This window comes from Profundibacter sp. (genome assembly GCF_056498605.1).
The window spans coordinates 1-23791 of sequence record NZ_JBSMEZ010000036.1; the positions used below are offsets into that span (position 1 = coordinate 1).

Consider the following 23791-nt stretch of genomic DNA (forward strand, 5'->3'; position numbering starts at 1 on the left):
GCCGATAATCACCGCCTGATGCACATAAAACGACCAGCCGTCATACCCCGTTAACCACGCCATGCTGGCAGGGTCGGTGACGATCAGCACCTCGCACCCCGCCTTATCCATGGCGGCACGGGTTTTGGTCAGGCGGGCTTGGTATTCGGCGGAAGAGAAGGGCCGGGGCATATGTGTGTTTCCTTTGGTCGTGATCATTCAGCGGCTATAGCAAAGGATGGCAAGCCGCCAAAACTGACATTCTTGTTTTCCAGATATTCATTAATCCCGAGGGTTGACCCCTCACGGCCCAAACCCGACTGTTTCCAGCCACCAAACGGCAAAGGCGGGCCGGTAAATGACGGTGTGTTCACCGCAACCATCCCATATTCCAGCGCGTTTGAGGCCCAAAGGGCGGTATTCATCGATTGTGTATAGACATAAGCCGCAAGCCCCATTTCGGTGTTATTGGCGCGCGTGATCACATCGCGCGCATCGCTGAAACGCAGCACCGAAACGATAGGTGCAAACATTTCCAGACGGGCAATGTCCATATCGTCGGTAACATTTGTCAGCAACACGGGGGGGACAAAAAACGTGCCGTCCTTGACCGGAGCATTGCCGGCATTGATTTTCGCGCCAGCTTTTAGGGCCGCATTGACACAACGCGCGCAGGCCGCTTGGGTTGCCGCGATGGTCATTGGCCCGATATCCGAGGCCTCGTCCAACCCGTTGCCAACCCGCAGCCCGGCCATGTGTTTGGCCAGCTTTGTAACGAACGCGTCATGCAGAGATTCGTGTACGTAGGTGCGGTTGGCGGCCAGACAATCTTGCCCCGAAGTAGCAAACTTTGCACTCATGCAACCGGTGACGGCCGCGTCCAAATCGGCATCCTCAAACACAATAAATGGTGCGTTGCCGCCAAGCTCCATCGAGCATCGCTTGACCGTTTTCGCCGCCTGTGACAGCAGGATATGGCCGACGCGTGTAGAACCTGTAAACGATAATGCCCGAATTTCAGGACGCTTCAACAAAGCCGCACAAAGCGTTGGCGCATTTCCGTGGATGACCTGAAATATGCCGCCCGGAATGCCCGCCTGCCCAGCAAGAACCGCCAAGGCGTTTGCTGTAAGCGGCGTTTCTCCGGCTGGCTTTACGATCATCGGGCAGCCTGCCGCCAGCGCCGCCCCGGCCTTGCGCGCAATCATCGCCAACGGAAAATTCCACGGCGTAATCGCCAGTGAAATCCCAACCGGCTGGGCATAATTGGTTGCGAACATGCCGGGTTTGTGGGCCGGAACCGTCTGGCCCAAGGCGCGTTCGCCCTCGGCGGCGAACCAATCCAGAAAGCCTGCGCCGTAGTCGACCTCACCCAGAGATTCAGCCAGTGGTTTTCCCTGCTCAACCGTGATGATAACCGCCAAATCGGGCGCATTTTCACGGATCAAAGCGGCCCATTTACGCAAGATGTGGCCGCGCTCCACCGGCATAAGCGCTTGCCAACCCGCCTGAGCATCCTGCGCGTGGCCTATGCAGGTTTCAACCACCTCCACCCCACATTGCGTCACCTCAAAAATCGGCAAGCCTGTTGCAGGGTCGATCACCTCTGCCACGTTTGCGCCCTTGATCCATGCGCCCCCAACATAGCATTTTCCCACCAGCAATGCCGGGTTTTTAAGGCGGCTCAACGCGGCTCTCCCAAGGTTTGAGGCACAGATGTTCATTAAGAGTTTCCGATTGTTTAGGGTGGTGTTTTCTATTGGCACATTATAATAATCCGGCACGCATAAATTATGCGTTATTTTGAAAAAATCGCTTACCTTTGGCAAATACAGACACAGATTGAATATTATGCGCGACCTTGACGCCTTGGACAGGAAAATACTTCACGAGGTACAGTTGAATAATCAGCTTACTTCGGCCCAACTATCGGAAAAGATCGGCCTGTCGCCCACATCAACGCAGCGCCGCCTGAACCGGCTGCGCCATGACAAAATTATCGAGGGTGATGTTTCAATTGTCTCCAGCGTTGCGGTTGGGCGGCCGCTCATCATGATGATCTTTGTTCAGTTGGAACGTGAGCGCTCAGATATCATTGACCACTTCAAAAATTCTGTGCGTAACGAACCTGTGGTGATGAGCGCCTATTACGTAACCGGCGACACCGACTTTGTTTTGATTATCAGCGCCAAAGACATGAATGAATACGAGGCATTCACGCGGGAATTTTTGTATGACAACCCTGACATAAAGGGTTTTAAAACCACTGTTGTAATGGATCGGATCAAAGCATCTTTTTATACGCCGCCATGGGAATAACATGCTTGCTTTAAGCCGTGGAAATTTTGGTGTCTTGAACCACGCGCCTCAAGATCAGTATCGTGCGATCATTGTTTTCATCATCGAAAATAACAAGAAAACTAATATTCACCGGTAAATGTCTGTCAGTATTAGCACTTCAAATGTGACCGGTATCCCGCAAAGTATTAAGGGCATAAAGTAAACCTAGTTCACCAAACATTCCTTCTTAGCCTTACTCAGCGAACAAACCTTGCGATGACGCCTCTTCATCAAAAATCTCCTCAGATATTATGCCGAGAAAATTCTACGCGTGAACACCACTAATTTTCGGGGGGATTACCTCGCCCCCCACCGTAACCAGTTTGCTCTTAAGAGCCAATGCCAGCTTCATTCATGATCATACCAACGAATTGGATTTGAGTATAGAAACAACATTAAGTCTCCCTCGGTTCGTCATGAATCCAGTTTAAGGTAAGATGCCGGGCGGATACACCACCACCTGAACCCCATCCTTGCGCCCTGTTGCAGGCGATGAAATCTCCAGATTTCCGTCAATCCCTTTGACAATCGTTCGCACAATAGCCAATCCCAACCCGCTGCCATGTGCGTTGCTATTTCCACGGGCAAAGCGTTGGGTGAGGTCGCGCAGTATTTCGGGTGGAATGACAGGGCCGGCGTTTACAACTTGCAGCGTGCCATTCGGTTTAAGTGTGACGTTTACAGGTGAATTTGCATCCCCGTGGCGTAGGGCGTTTTCCAGCAGGTTGCGGGCGGCAATGGCAAAGGCATCCGCGTCAATCCGTGACATAATCGGTTCAGGTGGCAGATCCATCAGCAGCCGGTTTCCTCTATCGGTGTGTGCCAGATCATCCGCAACCATCCGCAGCACTACGGCCAGATCATGCGGCGTATCGGTCAATAGGTTCGCCCCCTCGGCCCGTGCCATCTGCATCAGTTTTTCCGACAGGCGGTTCAGACGTTTCAGCGATGCTTCGATGTCGCCAGCCCGCTTGCGTGTGCCGTCCTCGCCAGTTTCCGCGCTCAGCCGCTGTGTTTGGGCCAGCGCGGCGGCAACAGGTGTGCGCAGTTCATGGGCCGCGTTGGCAGCAAAGCTGCGTTCCGCCGCCAGCGTGCGTTGCAGGCGAGCCAGCAAGGCGTTCACCGCTTCGGCCACGGGGGTAATTTCATCGGGTAAATCGCCAGTATCAACCGGCGTCAGGTCATTGCCATCACGGCTGGCCACCCCAGCGCGAAACCCGCGCAAGGGGCGCAGCATCATGCGCACCAGCAACCAGATCCCGCCCAGTGTCAACGGCAGCAGGATAAACAGCGGCAGGCCCAGCGCCATCAGGGTTTCGCGTGACACTTCGGCGCGGTGGTCCAGTGGTTCGGCAATGGCGATGTTGAATTCCCCACCAAGGGCCGCATCGTAATACAACCGATGGGTCGCCGTTTGCACAAGGCCTTTTTCGGCATAAGGCGGAAAATCGCGAATATCGGCATCATGCGAACGTAACAGCACCCGCCCTGCCTTGTTGCGCACAACATAGGTCAGGAATTCGTCGTGTTCACGTAGAGTAGTGATCAGTTGTTCGGTGCCATCATCTTCGCGTTCGAATATATCCTGAACGGCCAGCGGCAGGATGCGTTGGGCGGTTTCCTGAAGCGCGCTGTCAAAGACTTCGTCGATTTCACTGCGGAGGGTGGCCGCTGTGATCAGCGAGGTTGCGATCCACAGAACCGCCACCCCCAGCCCGATCGCCAGCGCCAGCCGTGCCTGGAGGGAGGAAGGCAGCCTCATGCTGCCCCTCCCAGTCGGTAACCCATGCCGCGCACGGTTTCGATGGTGCCCTTGTCCAGTTTCTTGCGCAGGCGGCTAACGTGGACTTCGATGGTGTTGCTTTCGACTTCGGTATCAAAGGCATAGAGCCGTTCTTCCAACTGGGCCTTGGACAATATCTGCCCCGGGCGCTGGACAAAAGCTTCAAACAACACCCATTCGCGCGCGGTCAACCTGACTGGTTTTCCATCGCGACGCACCGATTTGGCAGCCAGATCAATTTCCAGATTACCGATGGTTATCAGCGGATTCGGGTTGCCGGAATAGCGCCGCGCCACCGCCGCCAGCCGCGCCGAAAGTTCAGACAGATCAAACGGTTTGACCATGTAATCATCTGCCCCCGCATTCAGCCCCTCGATCCGGTCGCTGATCTGGTCCAGCGCGGTCAGGATGATCACCGGCGTGACATCACCCCGCCCGCGCAATTCGCGCAAAAACGGCAGCCCACGCCCATCAGGAAGCATCAGGTCCAGCAGCACCAGATCATAGGCGGCACTGGCCAGATATTCACCCGCCTCGTCCAGCCGTGTGACCCAGTCGACCGAATGGCCTTCGGCCTTGATCTGGTCGCGCACGCCTGCACCCAGCACCGTATCATCCTCGATCAATACAACCCGCATCGGTTGTCCTGCCAATAATATGCCCGCGCCCCTCTATCTTGCACAAAGCTGACAGCCACCTGAAGCAGAAAAGAATATATCATTCAGGTTGGCGTCAGGAAGCACGCGCATAAAGCAGGTAACAAAACCCGAAGCGGGAGATGGAAAATGAATAAATCATTATTACTAGCCAGTGTTCTAGCCATCCTTTCGGTTGGCACGCTTGCCTATGCCGATAGTGATGACTGCTATGTGCCGATGTCAAAATGGCAAACCCGCGAAGCAGTGCGCAACATGGCCGAGGCAAAGGGCTGGAACGTGCGCCGCGTCAAGATTGATGACGGTTGTTACGAGATCAAGGGTTATGATGCCTCGGGTCGTAAAATCGAAGTTACGATTGATCCGAAAACTTTGGACGTGATCAAAATGGAATACGAAGACCGTAGAGATGATGATGACAATGAAGACGAAGGCAACAACCCAGTAAAATGATGCCATTCAGTCCCCCATAACCGTCTGCTTGAACCAGACTGTAAACCAAAGGTAATTACACAATGATCAAAGTATGGGATCCCCTGCTGCGGCTGTTCCACTGGAGCCTTGTCGCCACTATCGCAATTGCATGGCTGACCAGTGAGGAAAGCAAAATCTGGCATGAATGGTTTGGCTACGTTGCCCTTGGCCTGATCGGATTTCGTCTGATCTGGGGTGTGATCGGCCCCCGCTATGCCCGCTTCACCCAGTTCATTCGCGCCCCGCAAGAGGTGATTTGCTATACCAAGGATATGCTGAACAAGCGCGAAAAGCGTTATATCGGGCATAACCCTTTGGGGGCCGTAATGGTGGTTGCCCTATTGGCAACAACGGCGGCCACCGGCGTTACTGGCTGGTTGCTGGTCGAGCCTGAGCGCATGGCGATGCTACCTGAAATGCCATCCTTTGTTGCCCCAGCCTTTGCAAATTCGGATGATGACGATCAATACGAATACGGAGAAGGCGAAGAGCAGGCCATGAAAGACATCCACGAGGTTTTAACCAACCTTCTGTTGCTGCTAATTTTTCTGCATGTGGTCGGCGTGATTTACGCCAGCAGACACCACAAGGAAAACCTGGCACGCGCTATGGTCACCGGCCAAAAGCTTGCCGCAGATCTCGGCGACATTTCCTAACGTCCCCCGCGTTTATTCACAGAACGTCCCTTGGCCCGTCTCTTATCCACAAGAGCGGGGCTGATTTTTTGCACCCCCCAAAGCTGACAGCAACCTGAAGCAGTTTTTTTCAAAGTGTCAGGTAAGGGTCAGGCAGGGGCCGCAAAACGAATGCAAGAAAACGAAACCTGGAGACTATGAAAATGAAAACTCTACTATCCGTACTGGCCCTGACCACCGCAATCGCCGCCCCGGTTGCCGTTGCCGCCAAGCCCGTTACCTTTACCGCGCAGATGAAAACCTATCGCGGACCCGGTGCCTATCTGGCGATCTATGTCACCGACAAAAGCGGCGCTTACAAAGGCACCTTGTGGATGGCCGGTGGCAAGTCGAAATATTACAAGCACCTTCTCGGCTGGCATCGCGCCACGCGCGGTGATCTGGGGCAGGTGCGTGGCATCACCGGTGCCAGCGTTGGCGCGGGTCGAACGCTGAAAGTCACTCTGGATGTGTCGGATGCGCTGTTTGATGCGGGCTATAAGCTGCACATCGATAGTTCGGTCGAGAATGGGCGCGAAGTGGCCAATGACGTTGTGGTCCCGCTGACCCGTTCCAATGCCGGCAAAGCCGTACGCGGCAAGCGTTACATCAGCAGCTTTACCTTCAAATAATCCCGATACCTCGTGATAAGGATCCCCGTGATGCTTCGTTCCCTGCATAAATACGCCGGTCAGTTTGCCACCGTTCTGGTGCTGGTTTTAGCCATCAGCGGTGTGACCCTTTCGGTTATTCCCGCATGGAACAAACTACAGGCCCCAGCCATAACCGAGACCAGCCAGAACGTGGCCGATCTAGCGGCACGGGTATCCACAAATTATCCGGGGGTCGAGCAAATCAAACGCGCGCCCTCGGGACGCATCACCGCCTATTACTTTGAAGGTGATGTTGCCGGTGCGGTGGTGGTTGATCCCGCCACCGGCAAGGGTGTCGCCGACTATGAAACCTCTCCTGTTGTGCAATGGCTGACCAGCCTGCACCGTTCGCTGTTGCTGGGGGATAGTGGTCGCTTGACCGCCGCTGCCGGTGCGCTGGCCATGCTGTTCCTGTCAATCTCGGGGCTGTTTCTGGTGGCGCGGCGCATGGGCGGCTGGCGACAGTTCTTTGCCCGCACCCGCGGCCCGCTGACCGGTCGTCTGCATGTGGAAGTCGGCCGCATTACGGCGGCGGGGCTGATTATGGCCTCGGTGACCTCGCTTTACATGGTGGCCAATACATTCGAGGTTTTGCCGCAGGAAAACACTACTCCCGATTTTCCCGCCAAAGTCAGCAGTGAAATGGGTCTGAATCCAGCCAATATGCCCGCCCTAGCGGCCATTCCCGTCAGCCAGTTGCGTGATCTGACCTTTCCCTATGTCGGTGATCCGACCGATGTCTATACCATCGCCACCGACAGTGGCGAAGGCTATGTTGATCAGGGCACTGGTGAAATGCTGGCATGGCAACCGCTTGGCGCATGGCAGCAGGTGTTCGAATTCATCTATATGCTGCACACGGGGCAGGGCGCGTGGGGGCTGGGGCTGATCATGGGCCTGATGGTTCTGGGTGTGCCGGTCATGGCGACAACCGGTGTGGTCATGTGGTGGGCCGCGCGGCGTGCCCGTCCGAAAATGCCCAAAAATGTGCCCGCCAAACAGGCCGATACCGTGATCCTTGTTGGGTCCGAAGGGGGCAGCACATGGGGCTTTGCGGCCACTTTGCAAGACGCACTAATGGCACAGGGCCATTCGGTTCACACCGCGCCAATGTCGCGCTTTGATCCGGCCAGATATACATCCGCCAAACGGATCATCCTGCTGGCAGCCACCTATGGCGATGGTGTGTCACCGGCCTCGGCCAATGGATTTATGGACCGGCTGATTGCACTGAAAACCGCCCCTGCAGCCAAGCTGGCCGTCCTGGGTTTTGGTGATCGCCAATTCCCTGCCTATTGCGCCTTTGCACAGCAAGTGGTTGAACAGGTTGCCGAAAAGGGCTGGGATCAACTGATCCCGATGGATACGGTTGACCAGCAATCGCCACAGGATTTTGCCCGCTGGGGCAGGGCGCTGGGGCAGGCACTGGGCCTTGATCTGGAGATGGTTCACAAACCCGCACAGCCCAGAACCCGACATTTGACCCTGATTTCACGCCGCGAATACGGCCAGGAGGTGCAGGCCCCCACTGCGATCCTGCGCTTTGCCATACCCCGCACCGGTTTGCTGGACCGGTTGCGCGGCCGTAGCTGGAAACGCTTTCAGGCCGGTGATCTGCTGGGAATTCTTCCGCAGGGTTCTGACATTGCGCGGCTTTATTCGCTGGCCAGCGGCACCCGTGACGGTTTTGTTGAGATTTGCGTCAAGAAACATGCGCAGGGTTTGTGTTCGGGGCAGTTACTGGATTTGCAGATCGGTGAAAACATCACCGCCTTCATCCGTCCCAACCCCGATTTCCGGCCTGCCCGCAACAAAAAGCCGGTGATCCTGATCGGGGCCGGAACCGGCATCGGCCCGCTGGCAGGTTTTGCCCGCGCCAACACCAAACAACGCCCGATGCACTTGTATTTCGGTATCCGGCACGAGGCGTCCGATCTGTTCTATGGCGAGGAAATGCTGACATGGCAGGACAGTGGCCATCTGGAAACCGTCAATATCGCCACCTCGCGCACCGATCATCGCGCCTATGTGCAGGACATCCTGCGCCGCGACGCCGCAAAAATCACCGGCCTGATCGAGGATGGCGCGCAGATTCTAGTTTGTGGCGGGCGTGAAATGGCGGCCGGAGTATCCCAAGCCCTGCATGATATGCTAACCCCGCACGGGCTGTGTCCGGTCCGGTTAAAAGAGCAGGGGAGATACGCCGAAGATGTCTATTGAACTGACCCACATCAAAATGGGTGGCCCGGTAATGGGCACCCACTGGCGTGCCGATCTGGGCTTGCCTTACGGGATTGACGCTGCCGCCGTAGAAGTAGCACTGACCGCTGCCGTAGCACAGGTGGATGCGCAGTTGTCCACATGGAAAGCCGACAGTGATCTGATGCGTCTGAACGCGGCACCGGTCGGGGACTGGGTGGAAACCCCGCCCGAACTGATGCAGGTGCTGGTGCGCGGGCTGGAAATCGGTCAGAGCTCGGACGGGGCGTTCGACATCGGGCTGGGTGATCTGGTCAACGCCTGGGGCTTTGGGGTTGACAACGCCGACGAAACCGTAATCCGGGCCAATCTGGGGCAACTCCGCCGCCCCGCGCACGAGGTTCTGGAACTGGACAAATGCGCCCCTCGCGCCCGCAAACTGGCCCCGCTGGCGCTGGATCTGTCCGGCATCGCCAAAGGCTATGGCGTGGACCGGATGATGCAGGTTTGCGATGATTTCGCCATCCCCTCGGCCCTTGTGGCACTAGACGGGGAATTGCGCGCCAAAGGCGTGCAACCCGACAGCACTCCGTGGACCGTGGTGATCGAAAAACCCGCTTATGACGCCCGCCTGCCGCTATCAATGCTGGAATTGCAGGATGCGGCAGTGGCCACATCAGGCGATTACCGTCACTGGGTCGAGGTCAGCCAGACCCGTTTTTCCCACACGATGGACCGCCGCATGGGTGGCCCGGCACAGCCTGGTATTGCTGGTGTCACTGTCGTGGCTGCCGATGGTATGACAGCGGACGCAATGGCCACTTCCATTCTGGTATTAGGGGTGACCAAAGGGCGCGTATTTGCCCAAAAGCACGGGGTGGATTGCCTGATACTGGAACGTGCGGGAAACGAGTTGCGCCAGCACGGTATCGGGCTGCTTTTTGACAACGAGCAGTAAACGCGGCCAGTCCCGTACAGTCAGAACTATCCCTTCTGAATTGTGGTATTTATTACCGACCAATAGCCGCAATTAAATCCAGTTTACTCAGGGCTTGTTGCGGGTAGGGGGCAATATAGCCACTCTTGGAATGCGCTTTTATGCACTTCTCAAAAACCCAGAAACTATGACAGTAATACAGGTGTTCTATTGCAAAAGCAGTTACGGTGCTCCATGCGATCTAGCAAAAAAATCAATGGCAACCGTGATCTGTTGTTGGAGGAGGATTTTGAAACGTTCGGGTTTGAAACGGGCGCATCAATAATGTCCAAATTCAGAGAACTGATGCACCGCGCGACTTATGATCGATTTGAATGGCATTTCCTCAACATTGCCAAACTTGCGCTTCTGGTTTGATAGGGGGCAATTATCCTGGAAACACGACAATACGAGTTGCATTCTTAAAGGGGTTTTTACATGTACCTGTATAGATTTAAAATACGCATAATCAGTATTATGTTGCTATTATAATATATTAAAAATTTGACTTTATTATTATATAACTACAACTTACGATACATACCTTTACACAATAGCCTTTTCGAAAAATGGTATATTACCCAGTATTCGCTCCACACTCAGGTCCGACAGATCAATCGTTTGATACGTGCCACTCAGGATCAACTCAGCAATGCCGCGACCAACGGCTGGTGCTTGTTGCAACCCGTGGCCGCTAAATCCGTTCATTAGAAACAGGTTACGCCAATTGGGATGTGCGCCAATGATCGCGTTCTGATCCAGTGTATTATAGGCATAATGCCCCGCCCAGGCTGACAGAACCTTAACCGCGTCAAATCCTGGTGCGCGTTCATATAGTTTGGGCCAGATCACATCCTCGAACATCGCCAGATCGGGCTCAAAATCGTCCGGATCAGCAACGTGATCGTCATCCGGCACGATGGCGCATATCCAGTGCTTGTGTTCAGGTCGCAGGTAAAATCCGCTGTGACACACCATTAAGGGGGCGTCAGGATGGATTGCATTCGGGGCGTCAATCATAAAAACTGTGCGTTTACGGGCCTCTACGGGCAATTTACCACCCAACATTTGCATAATGCCATTGGCCGAGGTTCCAGCCGAACTAACCACATGACCCGCTGAAATCGCGCCGAATCCCGCCAAAGTAACCGTTTTGATCTGGCCAGCGTCATGGCCCAATGCAACCACGCGATCCTTAATATAGCTTACCCCTTGGGCAATCGCCGCCTTTTTTAAACCGCCCAGAAGGCTCATGTTGTCAAACCAGCCTTCATCTTGCGGACCAAAGCTGGCCAAACGGATATCATCCACATTCAGCCAGTCAAACCGCGTCTTTAACGCCTCAGGGTCTAGCAATTGCGTGTGTGCCCCATGCGCACGTTGCATTTCGCAGGCTTCGCGCATCGTGGCTTCGCTGGCGGTGCTGCCCGCCAGAAACAGGTACCCGTTTTCCTGAAACCCAAGCGAGGCCACATCACCAGCCTGCCCTAGATATGATTCAATATTCTTAATGAATTCAATGCCAAAGCGTGAAATATTAACGTTAACAGAAGTGGTGAATTGTTGCCTGATCGAGGCCACAGAAAGTGCTGTCGAGGACCGGCTGTACCCCGGATCAGGCTCGATCACCAACACCCGCAGGTCTGGATCCATCCGTGACAGCCAAAACGCGGCCGAACTGCCCATCACGGCGCCGCCAATGATCACCACATCATAGCTGTTCTGGATGCCCATGCCCTGCCCCGTTTGTATGATTTTCTTGTAACACAGAGAATTGAAATCAAAAGCAAAAATACTATTGCTTGATTGGTTAACGCAGATTTCATATTATGAACTCTTCAATCTGGGGCAACAGATGACATCATTACTTATACTGAACGGGCCAAACCTGAATCTGCTTGGCACACGTCAACCCGAAGTCTACGGCAAAACCACTTTGGCCGAGGTCGAAGCCATGTGCGCAGCCAAGGCCAAGGATTGTGGTTGCGACGTCACTTGCTTGCAGTCCAATCACGAAGGTGAACTGGTGGATGCCATACAGGCGGCGCGCGGCACCCATGACGGGATTATCCTGAATGCGGGCGCCTATACGCACACCTCTGTCGCCTTGATGGATGCGATTGCGTCGGTTGAGGTGCCGGTGGTCGAGCTGCACCTGTCAAACATCCATGCCCGCGAGGAATTCCGGCATAAATCATACATCGCACCGGTTGCTGTGGGGCAAATCTGCGGATTTGGTCCTGACGGATACAATTTGGCGATAGATGCGATGCTGTCCTATCTGGGGCATGCAACATGACTACAGCTTTTCTAGAGAGTGTTTGTGACGCGGATTCGGTCGAGGATTTATGGGCGCTGTATACTGAAAAAATGGCCGAATTCGGCTTTGACCGGTTGTTATACGGGTTTACCCGCTTCAAAACAGCAACATCTCTGGGTGATATTCTGGATTCGCTAATTCTGACCAACTATGAGGCGGATTACGTCAAAGAATATGTCGACACGGGCCTGTATTACCACGCGCCGATGATGCGCTGGACCTTGGAAAACACTGGCGCGTGCAGCTGGAGCTGGATGAATCAACTGGTTGATCTGGATGCCTTTACCGAAAGCGAGCGCAAGGTGATTGCGCTGAACCGGGCAAAGGGAATAACTGCTGGATACACCATTAGTTTCAAATCCAGCACAGCCCGCACCAAGGGCGGGATCGCTATAGCGGGCAAAGCAGGCCTTACACAAAGCGATATCGATGCGATTTGGGAAAAGCACGGTCAGGAAATTTCGGTGATCAGCAATGTTGTTCATTTGAAAATTATCAGCCTGCCCTACGCCAGTTCGCGCCGCGCCCTGACCAGCCGCCAACGCGAGGTTCTGGAATGGGTGGGCGATGGCAAAACCATGCAGGATATTGCCACCATTATGGGGCTGACGTCTGCAACAGTGGAAAAACATTTGCGGCTGGCCCGCGAGGCGCTGGATGTGGATACCACTGCTCAAGCGGTGTTAAAGGCATCATTCCAGAACCAGATATTCCTTCTCGAGGCCTAACCCCCCGAAAAACCTGTCCTTTTGGATAGGTAAGGAATCCCATACTTTCTTTACGTAAGGGTAACGTGCATTCTAAACATGTTCCGTGAGTGGTGGCATTTTGCCAGGGAACTTCAGATCAGACCCCATGTGATTGCATGGCTAGCTGGTTTGTCCGGGAAACCGGAGTTGGTCAGGGGAAGAATAATGCTTTGCCTGGCCAACACCTAATACCGCGTCCTGTCCTCATCCCCATTAGGAGGACGCAATACGGAAAAAACGGTGTGATCCTTGCCCGGATCGCACCGTTTTTTTATGCCTAAAGCAATTTGCATTTAACCTGTATCGGAATTCACCCCAAGAGTGAGCGAATTCCGATACTTATAGCCTCACATTAAATGCAAAGCGCTATAAACGAAAACGGCCTCTGCGGTATTACCGCAAAGGCCGTTAATCGTAATAATGCTAAAGGTTCTAGCTGTTCATTTTCGCAACTTCGGCTGCAAAATCTTCCTCTTTCTTCTCGATCCCCTCACCCACTTCAAGACGGGCAAAACCGGTGATCTCGACGCCAGCTTCCTTTGCCGCTGCCGCAACCGTCAGATCAGGGTTCACGACAAAGGACTGGCCAAGAAGCGTGACTTCGGACAGGAACTTTTTCATTCGGCCAACGATCATCTTTTCGATCACTTGCTCGGGCTTGCCAGATTCGCGGGCTTGCTCGGTCAAAACCGATTTTTCACGCTCGACCACAGCCGCATCCAGGTCATCCTCGGACAGGGACGCAGGATTCACCGCAGCGATGTGCATCGCAACTTGACGGCCAAACGCTTCGTTGTCGCCTTTCAGCGCAACCAGCACACCGATTTTACCCATGCCGTCAGTCACAGCGTTGTGCACGTAGGACACAACCTGATCACCGGTCAGCGCCGTCATACGGCGCACAGACATGTTCTCGCCGATCACAGCAACCTTATCAGTGACGACCTCGGCAACCGATTTGCCCCCCATATCCGCCGCGTTAAGCGCGTCGATGTTGTCAACGCCAAGCGCCACAGCGGCAATGCCGCCAACCATTTGCTGGAAATCAGCGTTTTTGCCAACAAAATCAGTTTCCGAGTTCACCTCGACCGCAACACCCTTGCCGCCGTCAACGCTGACCGCAACCAGACCCTCAGCCGCAGTGCGACCGGATTTCTTGGCGGCCTTGGCGAGGCCCTTGGTGCGCAGCCAGTCAACGGCAGCTTCCATGTCACCATCGTTTTCAACCAGTGCTTTTTTTGCGTCCATCATGCCAGCACCTGTGCTGTCACGCAGTTCTTTTACCATTGCAGCTGTAATCGCCATCATGGATCTCCTGAAATGAATGTTAGGGATGCGGGTGCAACCGATGCTGCACCCGATCTTGTATCTTTACGCGAAAGAATTAGCTTTTTGCAGCTTCTTCTTTTGGGGCTTCAGCCTCAGTTGGTGCGTCTTCGACTTTAGCATCTTCGGCTTTGGCTTCGTCCGCTTTGGCATCGCCAGCCTTGTCGTCCGCTTTAGCAGCAGCCTTTTTCGCCTTGGCCGGAGCTTTCTTGGCTTTAGCAGGCTTGGCTTTTTCTACTTTAACTTCTTTAGCGGGCGCTTCTTCAGCAACCACCTCTTCAACCGGTGCCTCTTCCATTGCACCCAGATCAATACCAGCAGCGCCCATTTGGGCGGTCATGCCGTCCAGCGCCGCACGGGCCACCAGATCAGTATATAGTGCAATCGCACGCGCCGCATCGTCGTTGCCCGGGATGATGTAGTCGATGCCATCAGGGTTGCAGTTGGAATCAACCACAGCCACAACCGGAATGCCCAGCTTGTTGGCTTCGGCAATCGCCAGATCTTCTTTGCGAACATCAATGACGAAAATCAGATCAGGCTGGTTGCCCATTTCGCGGATGCCGCCAAGGCTGGCTTGCAGTTTGGCCTGCTGGCGCTCAACGCCCAGACGTTCTTTCTTGGTCAGACCTTCGGCACCGCTTTCCAGCAGTTCGTCGGCCTCTTTCAGGCGTTTGATCGATTTTGATATGGTCTGCCAATTGGTCAGCGTGCCGCCCAGCCAACGGTGGTTCATGTAGTATTGCGCACATTTTTCAGCCGCATCAGCAACGGGGCCAGCGGCCTGACGTTTGGTGCCAACGAACAAAATGCGTCCGCCTTTGGCAGCAACATCACGAACAGCCTGCAATGCCTGATCCAGCATTGGAACAGTTTGTGTCAGATCCATGATGTGAATGCCGTTGCGGGCCCCGTAGATGAACGGACCCATTTTAGGGTTCCAGCGTTGTGTCTGGTGGCCAAAGTGTACGCCAGCTTCTAGTAGCTGTCGCATAGTAAATTCAGGAAGCGCCATGCTTATATCCTTTTTTCCGGTTTGTACCTTGGGCGGGGGAATAGAGCAGATGCTCAACCGGCGGACCTTTCGGGATTTCTCCCCGATCAGCCCAGCCCCGCCTCACGGGATTGAAGTCGCGCATATACAAAGGCTGATGAAGATGTGCAAGCCCTTTATCAGAGAAATGCCCCTCCCCGTTTCTGTTCCATAAATATCCGCGCCGCAGGCATTAGCGTTTTGGCCCGCAGGGACAAAACTCTTGGGGCGACGCCGTAAGGCGGCGCAATCCCTAATCAAAAGAAGACCCGCTCGACAAACCAGTATGCCCCAACCGCAGCAATGGCCAGCGACGCTGGAATGCTAATCCGGCGGCGGTACCACGGCTTGAATCGAAACCACATTCCAACGGTCAGAAATGCCAGCGAAATCACCGTCAACTGACCAAACTCCACCCCGATATTAAACGCAATCAGCGCGGGGAAAAACTGATCGTCCGGAATGCCGAATTCGCCCAGAACTGATGCAAATCCCAATCCGTGCAGCAAGCCAAAGCCGAAAATGATCATCGGCCGCCATCGGCTAAGGTGCGAGGTGAATATGTTCTCGACCGCCACATAAGTGATCGAGGCCGCGATCAGCGGCTCCACAATCGAGGCGGGCACCGTCACCCAGCCCATGGCGCCCAAGGCCAGTGTCACTGTATGCGCCAGCGTGAACGCAGTGATCTGCCACAATAATGGCCGCAGGCGGGTTGATAGGAAAAACAGCCCCAGCACAAACAGGATGTGATCCAGCCCCTTTGGCAGGATATGGTCAAACCCGACAGGGATGTATTGGGAAAACACCTGCCAGCCAGTCAATTTATCCCCGCCAACCACTGCAATATCGGGGCTGTTCTGCCCGCCGGTCAGATAACCGGTATAGCCATCCTCGACCCCGTTCTGACGCAACACGAGGGTGCCAAACCGTTTGTCCCAGCCAAAACTGATCGCTGTAGTGTCGGCGGGTAGATCGGCCGTTAGGGTCAGGAAAGACGGGCGTGGGAAATCAACGTCGCCAATCGCGTCCACTTTAACGCTGGTCAATTCCAACGCCGCTGCGTTGCCCCCTGCTCGCAACCTGAACCCGTCGCGGATGTTGGGCCAGACCGCCGTCAGCCGCGCCTCCAGTGCGTCAGGCGCAAGGGCGCGCAGGCTGTCGTAATCACCTGATTGCGCGGTTTCGTTGGTGTCAACCACCCCATCCAGATCAATCCCCGCGACAAACGCCTCCAGATTGATCCGCAACTCCAGAACCAGTTGGCCGTCGCCCGTTGTAAAATCACCGATTGACGGGCTGACTTCGTGTGCGGAGGCGGTAAACGTGACCAAACACAAGCCTAGGCTTGACAAAAGTGCCGCAATCGTCAGCTTTGTCCGCATGAAAAAACCTGTCATATCCCTGATCCTTTACGCGATAACCTGTCTGGGAATCGCTTTGCCTGTTTCTGCCCACGAGTTTTGGTTAGAGACGCAGAATTTTCAACCCGAAACCGGTACAACCCTTCAGGTGGAACTGCGCAACGGGCAGAAATTCAAAGGTATCGAGATCGGGTATTTTGATAAAAGGGTCGAAACGTTTGACTGGATTCAAAGTGATGAGCGCAGTCCAGTGCAAAGCCGCGCTGGTGATTTTCCCGCGATGACCATGCCGGTGGCGCAAGGCGGGCTGATGGTGCTGGTCTATGAATCCACGAACAGCACATTGCAATATAACGATTGGGAAAAATTCGCAGCCTTTGCCAAACACAAGGATTTTCCGGATATCGAGGCGCGTCACCTTGAGCGCAATCTGCCGATGGGACGTTTTAGCGAAGTATATACCCGTTATTGCAAAAGCCTGATCGGAGTTGGGGATGCGACGGGCCAAGACATTGCAACCGGTTTGGAGACTGAATTTGTAGCCCTGAACAACCCTTATACCGATGATCTGTCAGGTGGTTTTTCGGTGCAATTGTTTTATCAGGGCGCACCCCGCACCAATGCGCAAATCGAAGTGTTTGCGCGGGCCCCCGACGGGGCGGTCGACATCACCTATCAGCACACCGACCAACAGGGTCAGGCGATGATACCAGTTAAGGCAGGCCATACCTATCTGCTGGACGCCGTGGTGTTGCGAGAGCCGCAAGAGGATGTCGCGACCGCGCTAAATGTGGTTTGGGAAACGCTCTGGGCCTCGATGACGTTTTCGGTGCCCTAAGGCGTAGCCCCGCCTTGTCATTACCCGCCCTTCACGTCACAACACGCAGATGAACAAACAACCTGATATTCTGTGCATCGGTAGCGTCCTTTGGGATGTGATCGGTCGCTCGGCCAGCCATATGCGCCAAGGTTCGGACGTGCCCGGGCGGATTACCCGTCTGCCTGGCGGGGTGGCGATGAACATCGCCATGACCCTGCGCCGCTTTGGTCTGACCCCTGCCCTGTTGACCACCATCGGCAAGGATGACGAAGGGGTCGAACTGCTAAGAACTTGCAAAAGCATGGGGATGAATTGTGACTATGTCTACTTGTCCGAAGACCTGCCAACCGACCGCTATATGGCGGTTGAAGGGGCCAACGGGTTGATCGCGGCGATTGCGGATGCCCATTCGCTCGAGGCATCGGGTGATAAAATCTTGCGGGCGTTGGCGGATGGCACGCTTGGCTCGACAGATCAGCCCTACAGCGGGGTGATTGCACTGGATGGCAACCTGACGCTTGCCTTGCTGGAAAATATCGCCGCCAGCCGGCTGTTTGCCAGCGCTGATCTGCGGGTGGCCCCCGCCTCGCCCGGCAAGGCCGAGCGGCTAACGCCATTGTTGGCCCACCCGAATGCAACACTTTACGTTAATATCGAGGAAGCAGGGCTGTTGTGCCAAACCACATTCCCGACCTCGGAACTTGCTGCAACCGCACTGGTTGGGCGCGGCGCACACGGGGTTATGGTGACGGACGGCGGCAATTCCGCGTCCTTTGGCAACGCTGGCACGATCATCACCCAAGCCCCACCTGAAGTTCTGGTTACACGGGTCACAGGCGCTGGCGACACTTTTATGGCCGCACATATTGCCGCTGAAATTCGCGGTGAATCCCCCGATGCGGCCCTTGCCAGCGCGCTGCAAGCCGCCGCCACCTATGTTTCAGGAGAAACACCCCTATGAGTATTGAAATGCAGTTTTCCCCTGAAGTGGCCAAGGCCCGCGCGGATGGCACCCCGATTGTGGCGCTGGAAAGCACCATCATTACGCATGGCATGCCCTATCCGCAAAATGTGGACACCGCCCGCAAGGTCGAAGCCGTGGTGCGGGACGGTGGGGCAACCCCTGCTACCATCGCTGTGCTGGGCGGGCAATTGCACATCGGGTTACCGGATAGCGAGCTGGAAACACTGGGCCAAGCCAAGGATGTCGCCAAGCTGTCCCGTGCCGATTTTGCCGCCTGTCTGGCCACGGGGGGCACAGGTGCGACCACAGTAGCCGCCACGATGATCGCAGCACATCAGGCGGGTATTGCTGTGTTTGCCACTGGTGGGATCGGTGGGGTGCATCGCGGGGCGGAAAGCACATTTGACATATCGGCCGACCTGCATGAATTGGCGCAAACCCCCGTCACGGTGGTGGCTGCGGGGCCAAAGGCCATTCTGGATGTGCCCAAAACACTTGAGGTACTTGAAACATTAGGTGTGCCTGTTATCACCTTCAAACAAAATGATATTCCGGCGTTTTGGTCGCGAAATTCCGATCTGCCTAGCCCGCTGCGTATGGACAGTGCGGCCGAAATTGCCAAAGCGCAAATTACGCGCATAGAACTGGGCCTACCTGGCGGTCAACTGGTCGCCAACCCGATCCCGCAGATCGCCGAAATCCCACAAACCAAGCTGGCCCCGCTCATCAAACAAGCACTGGATGAGGCCGACGTCCAAAGTATTTCAGCCAAATCAGTCACCCCGTTCCTGCTGCAACGGATATTTGAGCTAACGGATGGCGCTTCGCTCACCGCAAATATCGCGCTGGTGATGAACAACGCCCGCCTTGCCACCGATATTGCCGTCCAATTCCACATTTTGGGGCAGTAATCGTGGGAAACACCCAAAAAACAACGATATTTCAAGGGGAAGGTCATTGTGAAGTCGCCGGTGCATGCCTACATTCCACCTGAAACAGATCATAGCCGGATAACATGCCCAAACCCAAAAACCTGCCCCCGTTAACCGAACGCCGCAAACGGCGCTGGTTTGCTGGCCTTAGAACCAACTTTTTCACTGGCCTTGTGGTTGTTGCCCCAATCGGGATGACACTGTGGTTGATGTGGGCCATTACCGGCAAGATTGACAGCTGGGTTTTGCCGTTCATCCCGACCACATTTACCCCCAAACCCTATATCGGCATTGATTTACGCGGTGTCGGGGTGATTATCTTTCTGGTTTTCACTGTGATCATCGGGTGGCTGACCAAAGGCATCATGGGCAAATCCCTGCTGCGATGGGGCGAAGACATCGTAGACCGGATGCCAGTTGTGCGGTCTATCTATAATGGACTGAAACAGCTGGCCGAAACTGTATTTGCGCAATCGGATACGTCGTTCGACAAGGTCTGCCTGATCGAATACCCGCGTAAGGGGATTTGGGCGGTTGCCTTTATTTCAACCACCACCAAGGGCGAGCTTCAGGAGAAAATCCCTGTGGGCGAGCAATTGATTTCGGTATTTTTGCCAACCACCCCGAACCCAACATCTGGATTTTTGCTATTCCTTCCGCAATCCGATCTGATCGAATTGGATATGAGCGTTGGTGACGCGATGAAACTGGTGATCTCGGCGGGGCTGGTTTATCCGAACATCAAAGATACGGATCAGCCGCGATTGCCGCTGGATGACGAAGACGCATAGGCGCCCATTTTTTGTCTTGTTGGATATTGAAAACACAATATATAGCGTGTAACGTTCGCGTGTACATTTTGAAAACTCAGGAGATTGAATATGAAAAAGCTTATGTTGGCCGCAACTGCGGTGCTTACCTCGACCCAAGCGTTTGCTGGGAACCTTGTTGAACCGATGATGGAACCAGAAGTTGTTGAAGCTGCCACAGGCAGTTCAGGCGGCGGTCTGCTGATCCCGATCCTGCTGTTGATCTTTCTGGCGGCGGCTGCATCTAGCGGCGGCGGTGGTGGCGGCGGTGGTGAACTTATACAATAACGGGACAATCACTATCTTGTTATGTTAAACTCTGTAACGGCCCGTTGTGAATACAGCGGGCCGCACACATTTTAGACAATTGAAAATTACAGGTCAGAAAAATCCACAAAAAAAACGCCAGCACGAAGCTGGCGTTAAGTTATTGAGGCAGGTTTCATACAGGCAAGAAACCTATCGAGCAGTGAATACTTTATACGCAATCATTCGCCGTGCGCCAAGCTAAAAGTTTGAAATGCTTGGATTGTGTCGTTACGCTGATCCATAACGAAACAAGGGACAAAAGGGATTGTTGCCAAAATGAGATCAGTTTATTTCAAAAACCTAGGCCAATGGGCTGCGGGCGCATGTTTGATCTTTGCCGCCGGATTCGCCCATGCAGAGCCGCAACATGGCATAGCTATGTATGGGCAACCCGCCCTACCACAGGATTTTGTGTCTCTCCCTTATGCAAACCCAGATGCGCCGAAGGGCGGGCGTATAGTTTTGGGCGAGGTCGGCAGCTTTGATTCACTCAATCCGCACATCCTGAAAGGGCGTGTTCCCTGGCAATTACGCTTCCTTGCATACGAGAGCCTGATGGGCCGCAGTTATGGCGAACCGTTCTCGCTTTACGGTCTTTTGGCCGAATCGGTTGAAACTGACCCGAATCGCACATGGGTCGAATTCACCCTGCGCCCTGAGGCCCGATTCTCGGACGGAAGCCCCGTGACGGTCGAAGACGTGCTGTGGTCTTATGAAACTTTGGGCACTGTGGGCCACCCGCGCTACAAAGGTGTCTGGGGTAAAATCGACAAAGCCGAGGCAACCGGTGCGCGCAGCATCCGTTTCACCTTTAATGTCGAAGACCGCGAACTGGCGCTGCTGGTCGGCATGCGTCCGATACTGAAAAAGGCCCAATGGGAGGGCAAGGATTTTGCCCAATCCTCGCTTGAGGCCCCTATTGCCACCGCCCCTTACGTGATCGACAGTTTCGAGGTGGGTCGCAATCTGGTTCTGAAACGCAACCCCGACTATTGGGGCAATGATATAGCGTTTCGTCGAGGCACTAATAATTTTGACGAAATCCGAATGGAGTTTTTTGGCGATTCAAGCATCCTGTTTGAAGCGTTCAAGGCTGGCGAAATCGACGTCATGCGCGAAGGCAACGCGGGCAAATGGGATACGTTGTATAATTTTCCTTCCGTGCAATCGGGTGCGGTTGTTAAATCGGTCGTGCCGCACCAGCGTCCAACCGGAATCACCGGTCTGGTGATGAACACCCGTAACCCGATATTCGAAGACTGGCGGGTGCGCGAGGCGATGTCGCTGGCGTTCAATTTTGAATTTATCAATGAAACGGTGAATGGCGGCACGGAACCGCGCATCGCGTCTTATTTCTCAAATTCTGTGTTGGGTATGGATCCCGGCCCAGCAAAGGGACGCGTCGCCGAGTTACTGGCCCCCTTTGCCGATGACTTGCTGCCCGGAACGCTGGAAGGGTACACCCCGCCCGTATCGGATGGTAGCGAACGTAACCGAAAAAACATCCGCGCGGCCACTGCCCTGCTTGAGCAAGCGGGCTGGACCGTGCAGGACGGCGTAATGAAGAATGCGGATGGCAAAGAGTTTACTTTCGAGATTGTACTAAAGCTGGGTTCAAGCGAAGTGCAGTCGATTATCGATATCTATGTGCAGTCACTAACGCGGCTGGGGATCTCCCCGCGCGTCACCTTGATCGACAAGGCGCAGTATAAAGAACGTACCACGACCTATGATTTCGACATGGCTTACTATCGTCGCGGCATGTCGCTTAGCCCCGGCAACGAGCAGATGTTGTATTGGGGGGCTGCCGGTGTGACCGAACCCGGCACACGCAATTGGATGGGTATGAATTCACCCGCCGCCGAGGCGATGATCAACCATCTGGTGACATCGGAAAGTCAGGATGATTTTCGCGCCGCCACCAAAGCGCTGGACCGGATTTTGACAGCGGGGCGTTATGTGATTCCGATCTGGATGTCGGGGCCATCCCGCATTGCCCACAAAAAGGAATTGCGTTACCCAATGGATCGGCTGCCAATGTATGGCGACTGGATCGGCTTTCAGCCGGATGTGTGGTGGTATGAGGAATAAGACTATGATCAAAATGATCCTACTGATTGGCATTCTTGGCCTTGGCGCATGCGCCACAGTCGAGGGTATGGGACGTGATATTTCGGCAGGGGCCCGCAAGGTTGGCGATGCGCTGTAGTGCCTAAGATAATTATGAGCGGTGATGCGGTGGCCGTCATCATGCTGTTACATTTCCGCACTATGATATTCTTATGAATATACTTGTCCTTTGCACCGGAAATTCGGCCCGCTCGATCTTGCTGGAATCGATCTTGAACCACACGTCGGGTGGCCGGATCACGGCCTATTCCGCAGGCTCGCACCCGACCGGCGTGGTGCATCCGCAATCTTTGGCGCTGCTTGGCAAATTGGGCTATGATACCAGCCTGCTGCGCTCCAAAAGCTGGGACGAATTTGCCCGCCCTGATGCCCCTCTGATGGATGTGGTGATTACGGTTTGCGGATCGGCGGCGGGCGAGACTTGTCCGATCTGGCCCAGCCGTTACTCCGGCGCACCCGTGCGCAGCCATTGGGGTGTGGAAGATCCAGCCGCAGCCGATAAGGCCGACTGGCAGGATGCGTTTTCGAAAGCCTACCAAATCCTTGCCAAGCGGGCGGCGGCCTTGCTAGACCTCCCGATTGAAACCCTGAGCGGTGCTGAATTAAAGACAGCGCTTGACCAGATCGGCAGCCTTTGAGGGTGAACGACGGGCCGCATTAACCGGCCCCGCAATGCGGCATTCGATCATCACCACCCTTGCCTCCCTATTCGCTACATCATAGCACTACCGGATGAGCTCGATTTTCAACCAAGGCCAGCCACCGCCCTGCCCTGCACCATTCAACATGGCGCAATATGTTCTGACGTGCGCCACCGCCCTGGGCGATAAAACCGCGCTTTCGATCATTGGCATGGGCACTCAGGATGACTGGACCTATGCCCAGTTGGAAGCCGCCGTGCGTGGCACCGCCACCGGACTGTTGCAATTGGGCCTGAAACCCGGCGACCGCATCCTGATGCGGCTGGGCAATACGCTCGAATTTCCGATCCTGTTTTTAGGTGCGATTACGGCAGGCATGGTGCCGGTGCCGACCTCGCCGCAGTTGACCACACCCGAGGTTGATAAAATATGCGCCGATCTGTCCCCCACCCTGATTGTCGCGGGTGCAGACATTGCAATGCCCACCAACGCGCCCTGTTTGATCCTGCCCGCCAAAACCCTGCATGGTTTTCATACCCTGCACCCTGCGTTCTATAACGAGGGTTCGCCTGACCGTCTGGCCTATATCATCTACACCTCCGGCACCTCGGGCCAGTCCCGCGCCGTGTGCCATGCGCATCGCGCGATCTGGGCGCGCCG

26 protein-coding genes are annotated in these 23791 nt (G+C 54.9%); 18 read left to right on the forward strand and 8 right to left on the reverse strand.

Annotated features, from left to right (window positions below):
- Both ACWB12_RS04045 and ACWB12_RS04050 read right to left on the reverse strand, forming a co-directional pair.
- Nucleotides 1-171: aminopeptidase P family N-terminal domain-containing protein (locus tag ACWB12_RS04045; RefSeq protein ID WP_479528809.1), on the reverse strand; the 171-nt coding region annotated here is incomplete at its 3' end.
- 23 nt (nt 172-194) lie between these two features.
- The gene (locus ACWB12_RS04050; RefSeq protein ID WP_479528784.1) at nt 195-1667 is read right to left on the reverse strand and encodes an NAD-dependent succinate-semialdehyde dehydrogenase; all 1473 of its coding nucleotides are present in this window, start codon (nt 1665-1667) and stop codon (nt 195-197) included.
- A gap of 163 nt (nt 1668-1830) precedes the next feature.
- Here ACWB12_RS04050 and ACWB12_RS04055 point away from each other — a divergent pair, with 163 nt between their 5' ends.
- Nucleotides 1831-2298 carry an Lrp/AsnC family transcriptional regulator gene (locus ACWB12_RS04055; protein ID WP_479528785.1) on the forward strand — a complete coding sequence of 156 codons (468 nt, stop codon included), beginning with the start codon at nt 1831-1833 and terminating at the stop codon, nt 2296-2298.
- Between the two features lie 448 nt (nt 2299-2746).
- Here the strand turns inward: ACWB12_RS04055 and ACWB12_RS04060 are convergent, their stop codons facing one another.
- On the reverse strand, nt 2747-4081 hold the full coding sequence (locus tag ACWB12_RS04060) for an ATP-binding protein (RefSeq protein ID WP_479528786.1): 1335 nt from the start codon (nt 4079-4081) through the stop codon (nt 2747-2749).
- Nucleotides 4078-4740, reverse strand: coding sequence for a response regulator transcription factor (locus ACWB12_RS04065; protein WP_479528787.1), 663 nt, complete (start codon nt 4738-4740; stop codon nt 4078-4080). Before ACWB12_RS04065 ends, ACWB12_RS04060 begins: the two co-directional genes overlap by 4 nt.
- Nucleotides 4741-4887: 147 nt before the next feature.
- Between ACWB12_RS04065 and ACWB12_RS04070 the strand changes: the two genes are divergently transcribed.
- The 6 genes from ACWB12_RS04070 (at nt 4888) to ACWB12_RS04095 (ending at nt 10112) form a co-directional block, all read left to right on the forward strand.
- Complete coding sequence (locus ACWB12_RS04070; protein WP_479528788.1) at nt 4888-5211, forward strand: PepSY domain-containing protein; 324 nt, start codon at nt 4888-4890, stop codon at nt 5209-5211.
- A 62-nt stretch (nt 5212-5273) separates the two neighbouring features.
- A complete protein-coding gene (locus tag ACWB12_RS04075) occupies nt 5274-5888 on the forward strand; it encodes a cytochrome b/b6 domain-containing protein (protein WP_479528789.1) in 615 nt (204 codons plus the stop codon).
- Between the two features lie 182 nt (nt 5889-6070).
- The gene (locus tag ACWB12_RS04080; RefSeq protein ID WP_479528790.1) at nt 6071-6538 is read left to right on the forward strand and encodes a DUF2271 domain-containing protein; all 468 of its coding nucleotides are present in this window, start codon (nt 6071-6073) and stop codon (nt 6536-6538) included.
- Nucleotides 6539-6568: 30 nt separating this feature from the next.
- On the forward strand, nt 6569-8779 hold the full coding sequence (locus tag ACWB12_RS04085) for a PepSY domain-containing protein (protein ID WP_479528791.1): 2211 nt from the start codon (nt 6569-6571) through the stop codon (nt 8777-8779).
- Nucleotides 8769-9716: an FAD:protein FMN transferase gene (locus ACWB12_RS04090; RefSeq protein WP_479528792.1), complete on the forward strand. Its 948-nt coding sequence runs from the start codon at nt 8769-8771 to the stop codon at nt 9714-9716. Before ACWB12_RS04085 ends, ACWB12_RS04090 begins: the two co-directional genes overlap by 11 nt.
- A gap of 213 nt (nt 9717-9929) precedes the next feature.
- On the forward strand, nt 9930-10112 hold the full coding sequence (locus ACWB12_RS04095; protein ID WP_479528793.1) for a hypothetical protein: 183 nt from the start codon (nt 9930-9932) through the stop codon (nt 10110-10112).
- A 168-nt stretch (nt 10113-10280) separates the two neighbouring features.
- Here the strand turns inward: ACWB12_RS04095 and ACWB12_RS04100 are convergent, their stop codons facing one another.
- Entirely contained in the window at nt 10281-11468 is a 1188-nt protein-coding gene (locus ACWB12_RS04100; RefSeq protein ID WP_479528794.1) for an NAD(P)/FAD-dependent oxidoreductase, read from the reverse strand.
- Between the two features lie 121 nt (nt 11469-11589).
- Here ACWB12_RS04100 and aroQ point away from each other — a divergent pair, with 121 nt between their 5' ends.
- Nucleotides 11590-12033: a type II 3-dehydroquinate dehydratase gene (gene aroQ / locus ACWB12_RS04105; RefSeq protein WP_479528795.1), complete on the forward strand. Its 444-nt coding sequence runs from the start codon at nt 11590-11592 to the stop codon at nt 12031-12033.
- Nucleotides 12030-12782, forward strand: coding sequence for a helix-turn-helix transcriptional regulator (locus ACWB12_RS04110; RefSeq protein ID WP_479528796.1), 753 nt, complete (start codon nt 12030-12032; stop codon nt 12780-12782). The genes aroQ and ACWB12_RS04110 overlap by 4 nt, the downstream gene beginning before the upstream one ends.
- A 453-nt stretch (nt 12783-13235) precedes the next feature.
- On the opposite strand, the gene tsf is transcribed toward ACWB12_RS04110, so the two are convergent.
- From tsf to ACWB12_RS04125, 3 genes are all read right to left on the reverse strand, one after another.
- Nucleotides 13236-14108: a translation elongation factor Ts gene (gene tsf, locus ACWB12_RS04115; protein ID WP_479528797.1), complete on the reverse strand. Its 873-nt coding sequence runs from the start codon at nt 14106-14108 to the stop codon at nt 13236-13238.
- 79 nt (nt 14109-14187) lie between these two features.
- On the reverse strand, nt 14188-15144 hold the full coding sequence (rpsB, locus tag ACWB12_RS04120; RefSeq protein ID WP_479528798.1) for a 30S ribosomal protein S2: 957 nt from the start codon (nt 15142-15144) through the stop codon (nt 14188-14190).
- A gap of 275 nt (nt 15145-15419) precedes the next feature.
- Nucleotides 15420-16562: a HupE/UreJ family protein gene (locus tag ACWB12_RS04125; RefSeq protein ID WP_479528799.1), complete on the reverse strand. Its 1143-nt coding sequence runs from the start codon at nt 16560-16562 to the stop codon at nt 15420-15422.
- On the opposite strand from ACWB12_RS04125, the gene ACWB12_RS04130 reads away from it, so the two are divergent.
- The 9 genes from ACWB12_RS04130 to ACWB12_RS04170 all read left to right on the forward strand — a co-directional run.
- Nucleotides 16546-17364, forward strand: a complete 819-nt coding sequence (locus tag ACWB12_RS04130; RefSeq protein WP_479528800.1) for a DUF4198 domain-containing protein — start codon at nt 16546-16548, stop codon at nt 17362-17364. The two genes, ACWB12_RS04125 and ACWB12_RS04130, sit on opposite strands and share 17 nt — an antisense overlap.
- 49 nt (nt 17365-17413) lie before the next feature.
- Nucleotides 17414-18307, forward strand: a complete 894-nt coding sequence (locus ACWB12_RS04135) for a PfkB family carbohydrate kinase (protein ID WP_479528801.1) — start codon at nt 17414-17416, stop codon at nt 18305-18307.
- The gene (locus ACWB12_RS04140) at nt 18304-19221 is read left to right on the forward strand and encodes a pseudouridine-5'-phosphate glycosidase (protein WP_479528802.1); all 918 of its coding nucleotides are present in this window, start codon (nt 18304-18306) and stop codon (nt 19219-19221) included. Before ACWB12_RS04135 ends, ACWB12_RS04140 begins: the two co-directional genes overlap by 4 nt.
- A gap of 104 nt (nt 19222-19325) precedes the next feature.
- Entirely contained in the window at nt 19326-20033 is a 708-nt protein-coding gene (locus ACWB12_RS04145) for a DUF502 domain-containing protein (RefSeq protein ID WP_479528803.1), read from the forward strand.
- Nucleotides 20034-20123: 90 nt separating this feature from the next.
- Entirely contained in the window at nt 20124-20339 is a 216-nt protein-coding gene (locus ACWB12_RS04150) for a hypothetical protein (protein WP_479528804.1), read from the forward strand.
- A gap of 297 nt (nt 20340-20636) precedes the next feature.
- Complete coding sequence (locus tag ACWB12_RS04155; protein ID WP_479528805.1) at nt 20637-22451, forward strand: extracellular solute-binding protein; 1815 nt, start codon at nt 20637-20639, stop codon at nt 22449-22451.
- A 4-nt stretch (nt 22452-22455) separates the two neighbouring features.
- The gene (locus ACWB12_RS04160) at nt 22456-22569 is read left to right on the forward strand and encodes an entericidin A/B family lipoprotein (protein WP_479528806.1); all 114 of its coding nucleotides are present in this window, start codon (nt 22456-22458) and stop codon (nt 22567-22569) included.
- Between the two features lie 73 nt (nt 22570-22642).
- Complete coding sequence (locus ACWB12_RS04165) at nt 22643-23128, forward strand: arsenate reductase ArsC (RefSeq protein WP_479528807.1); 486 nt, start codon at nt 22643-22645, stop codon at nt 23126-23128.
- Nucleotides 23129-23222: 94 nt separating this feature from the next.
- On the forward strand, nt 23223-23791 hold a 569-nt coding region (locus ACWB12_RS04170; protein ID WP_479528808.1), incomplete at its 3' end, for an AMP-binding protein.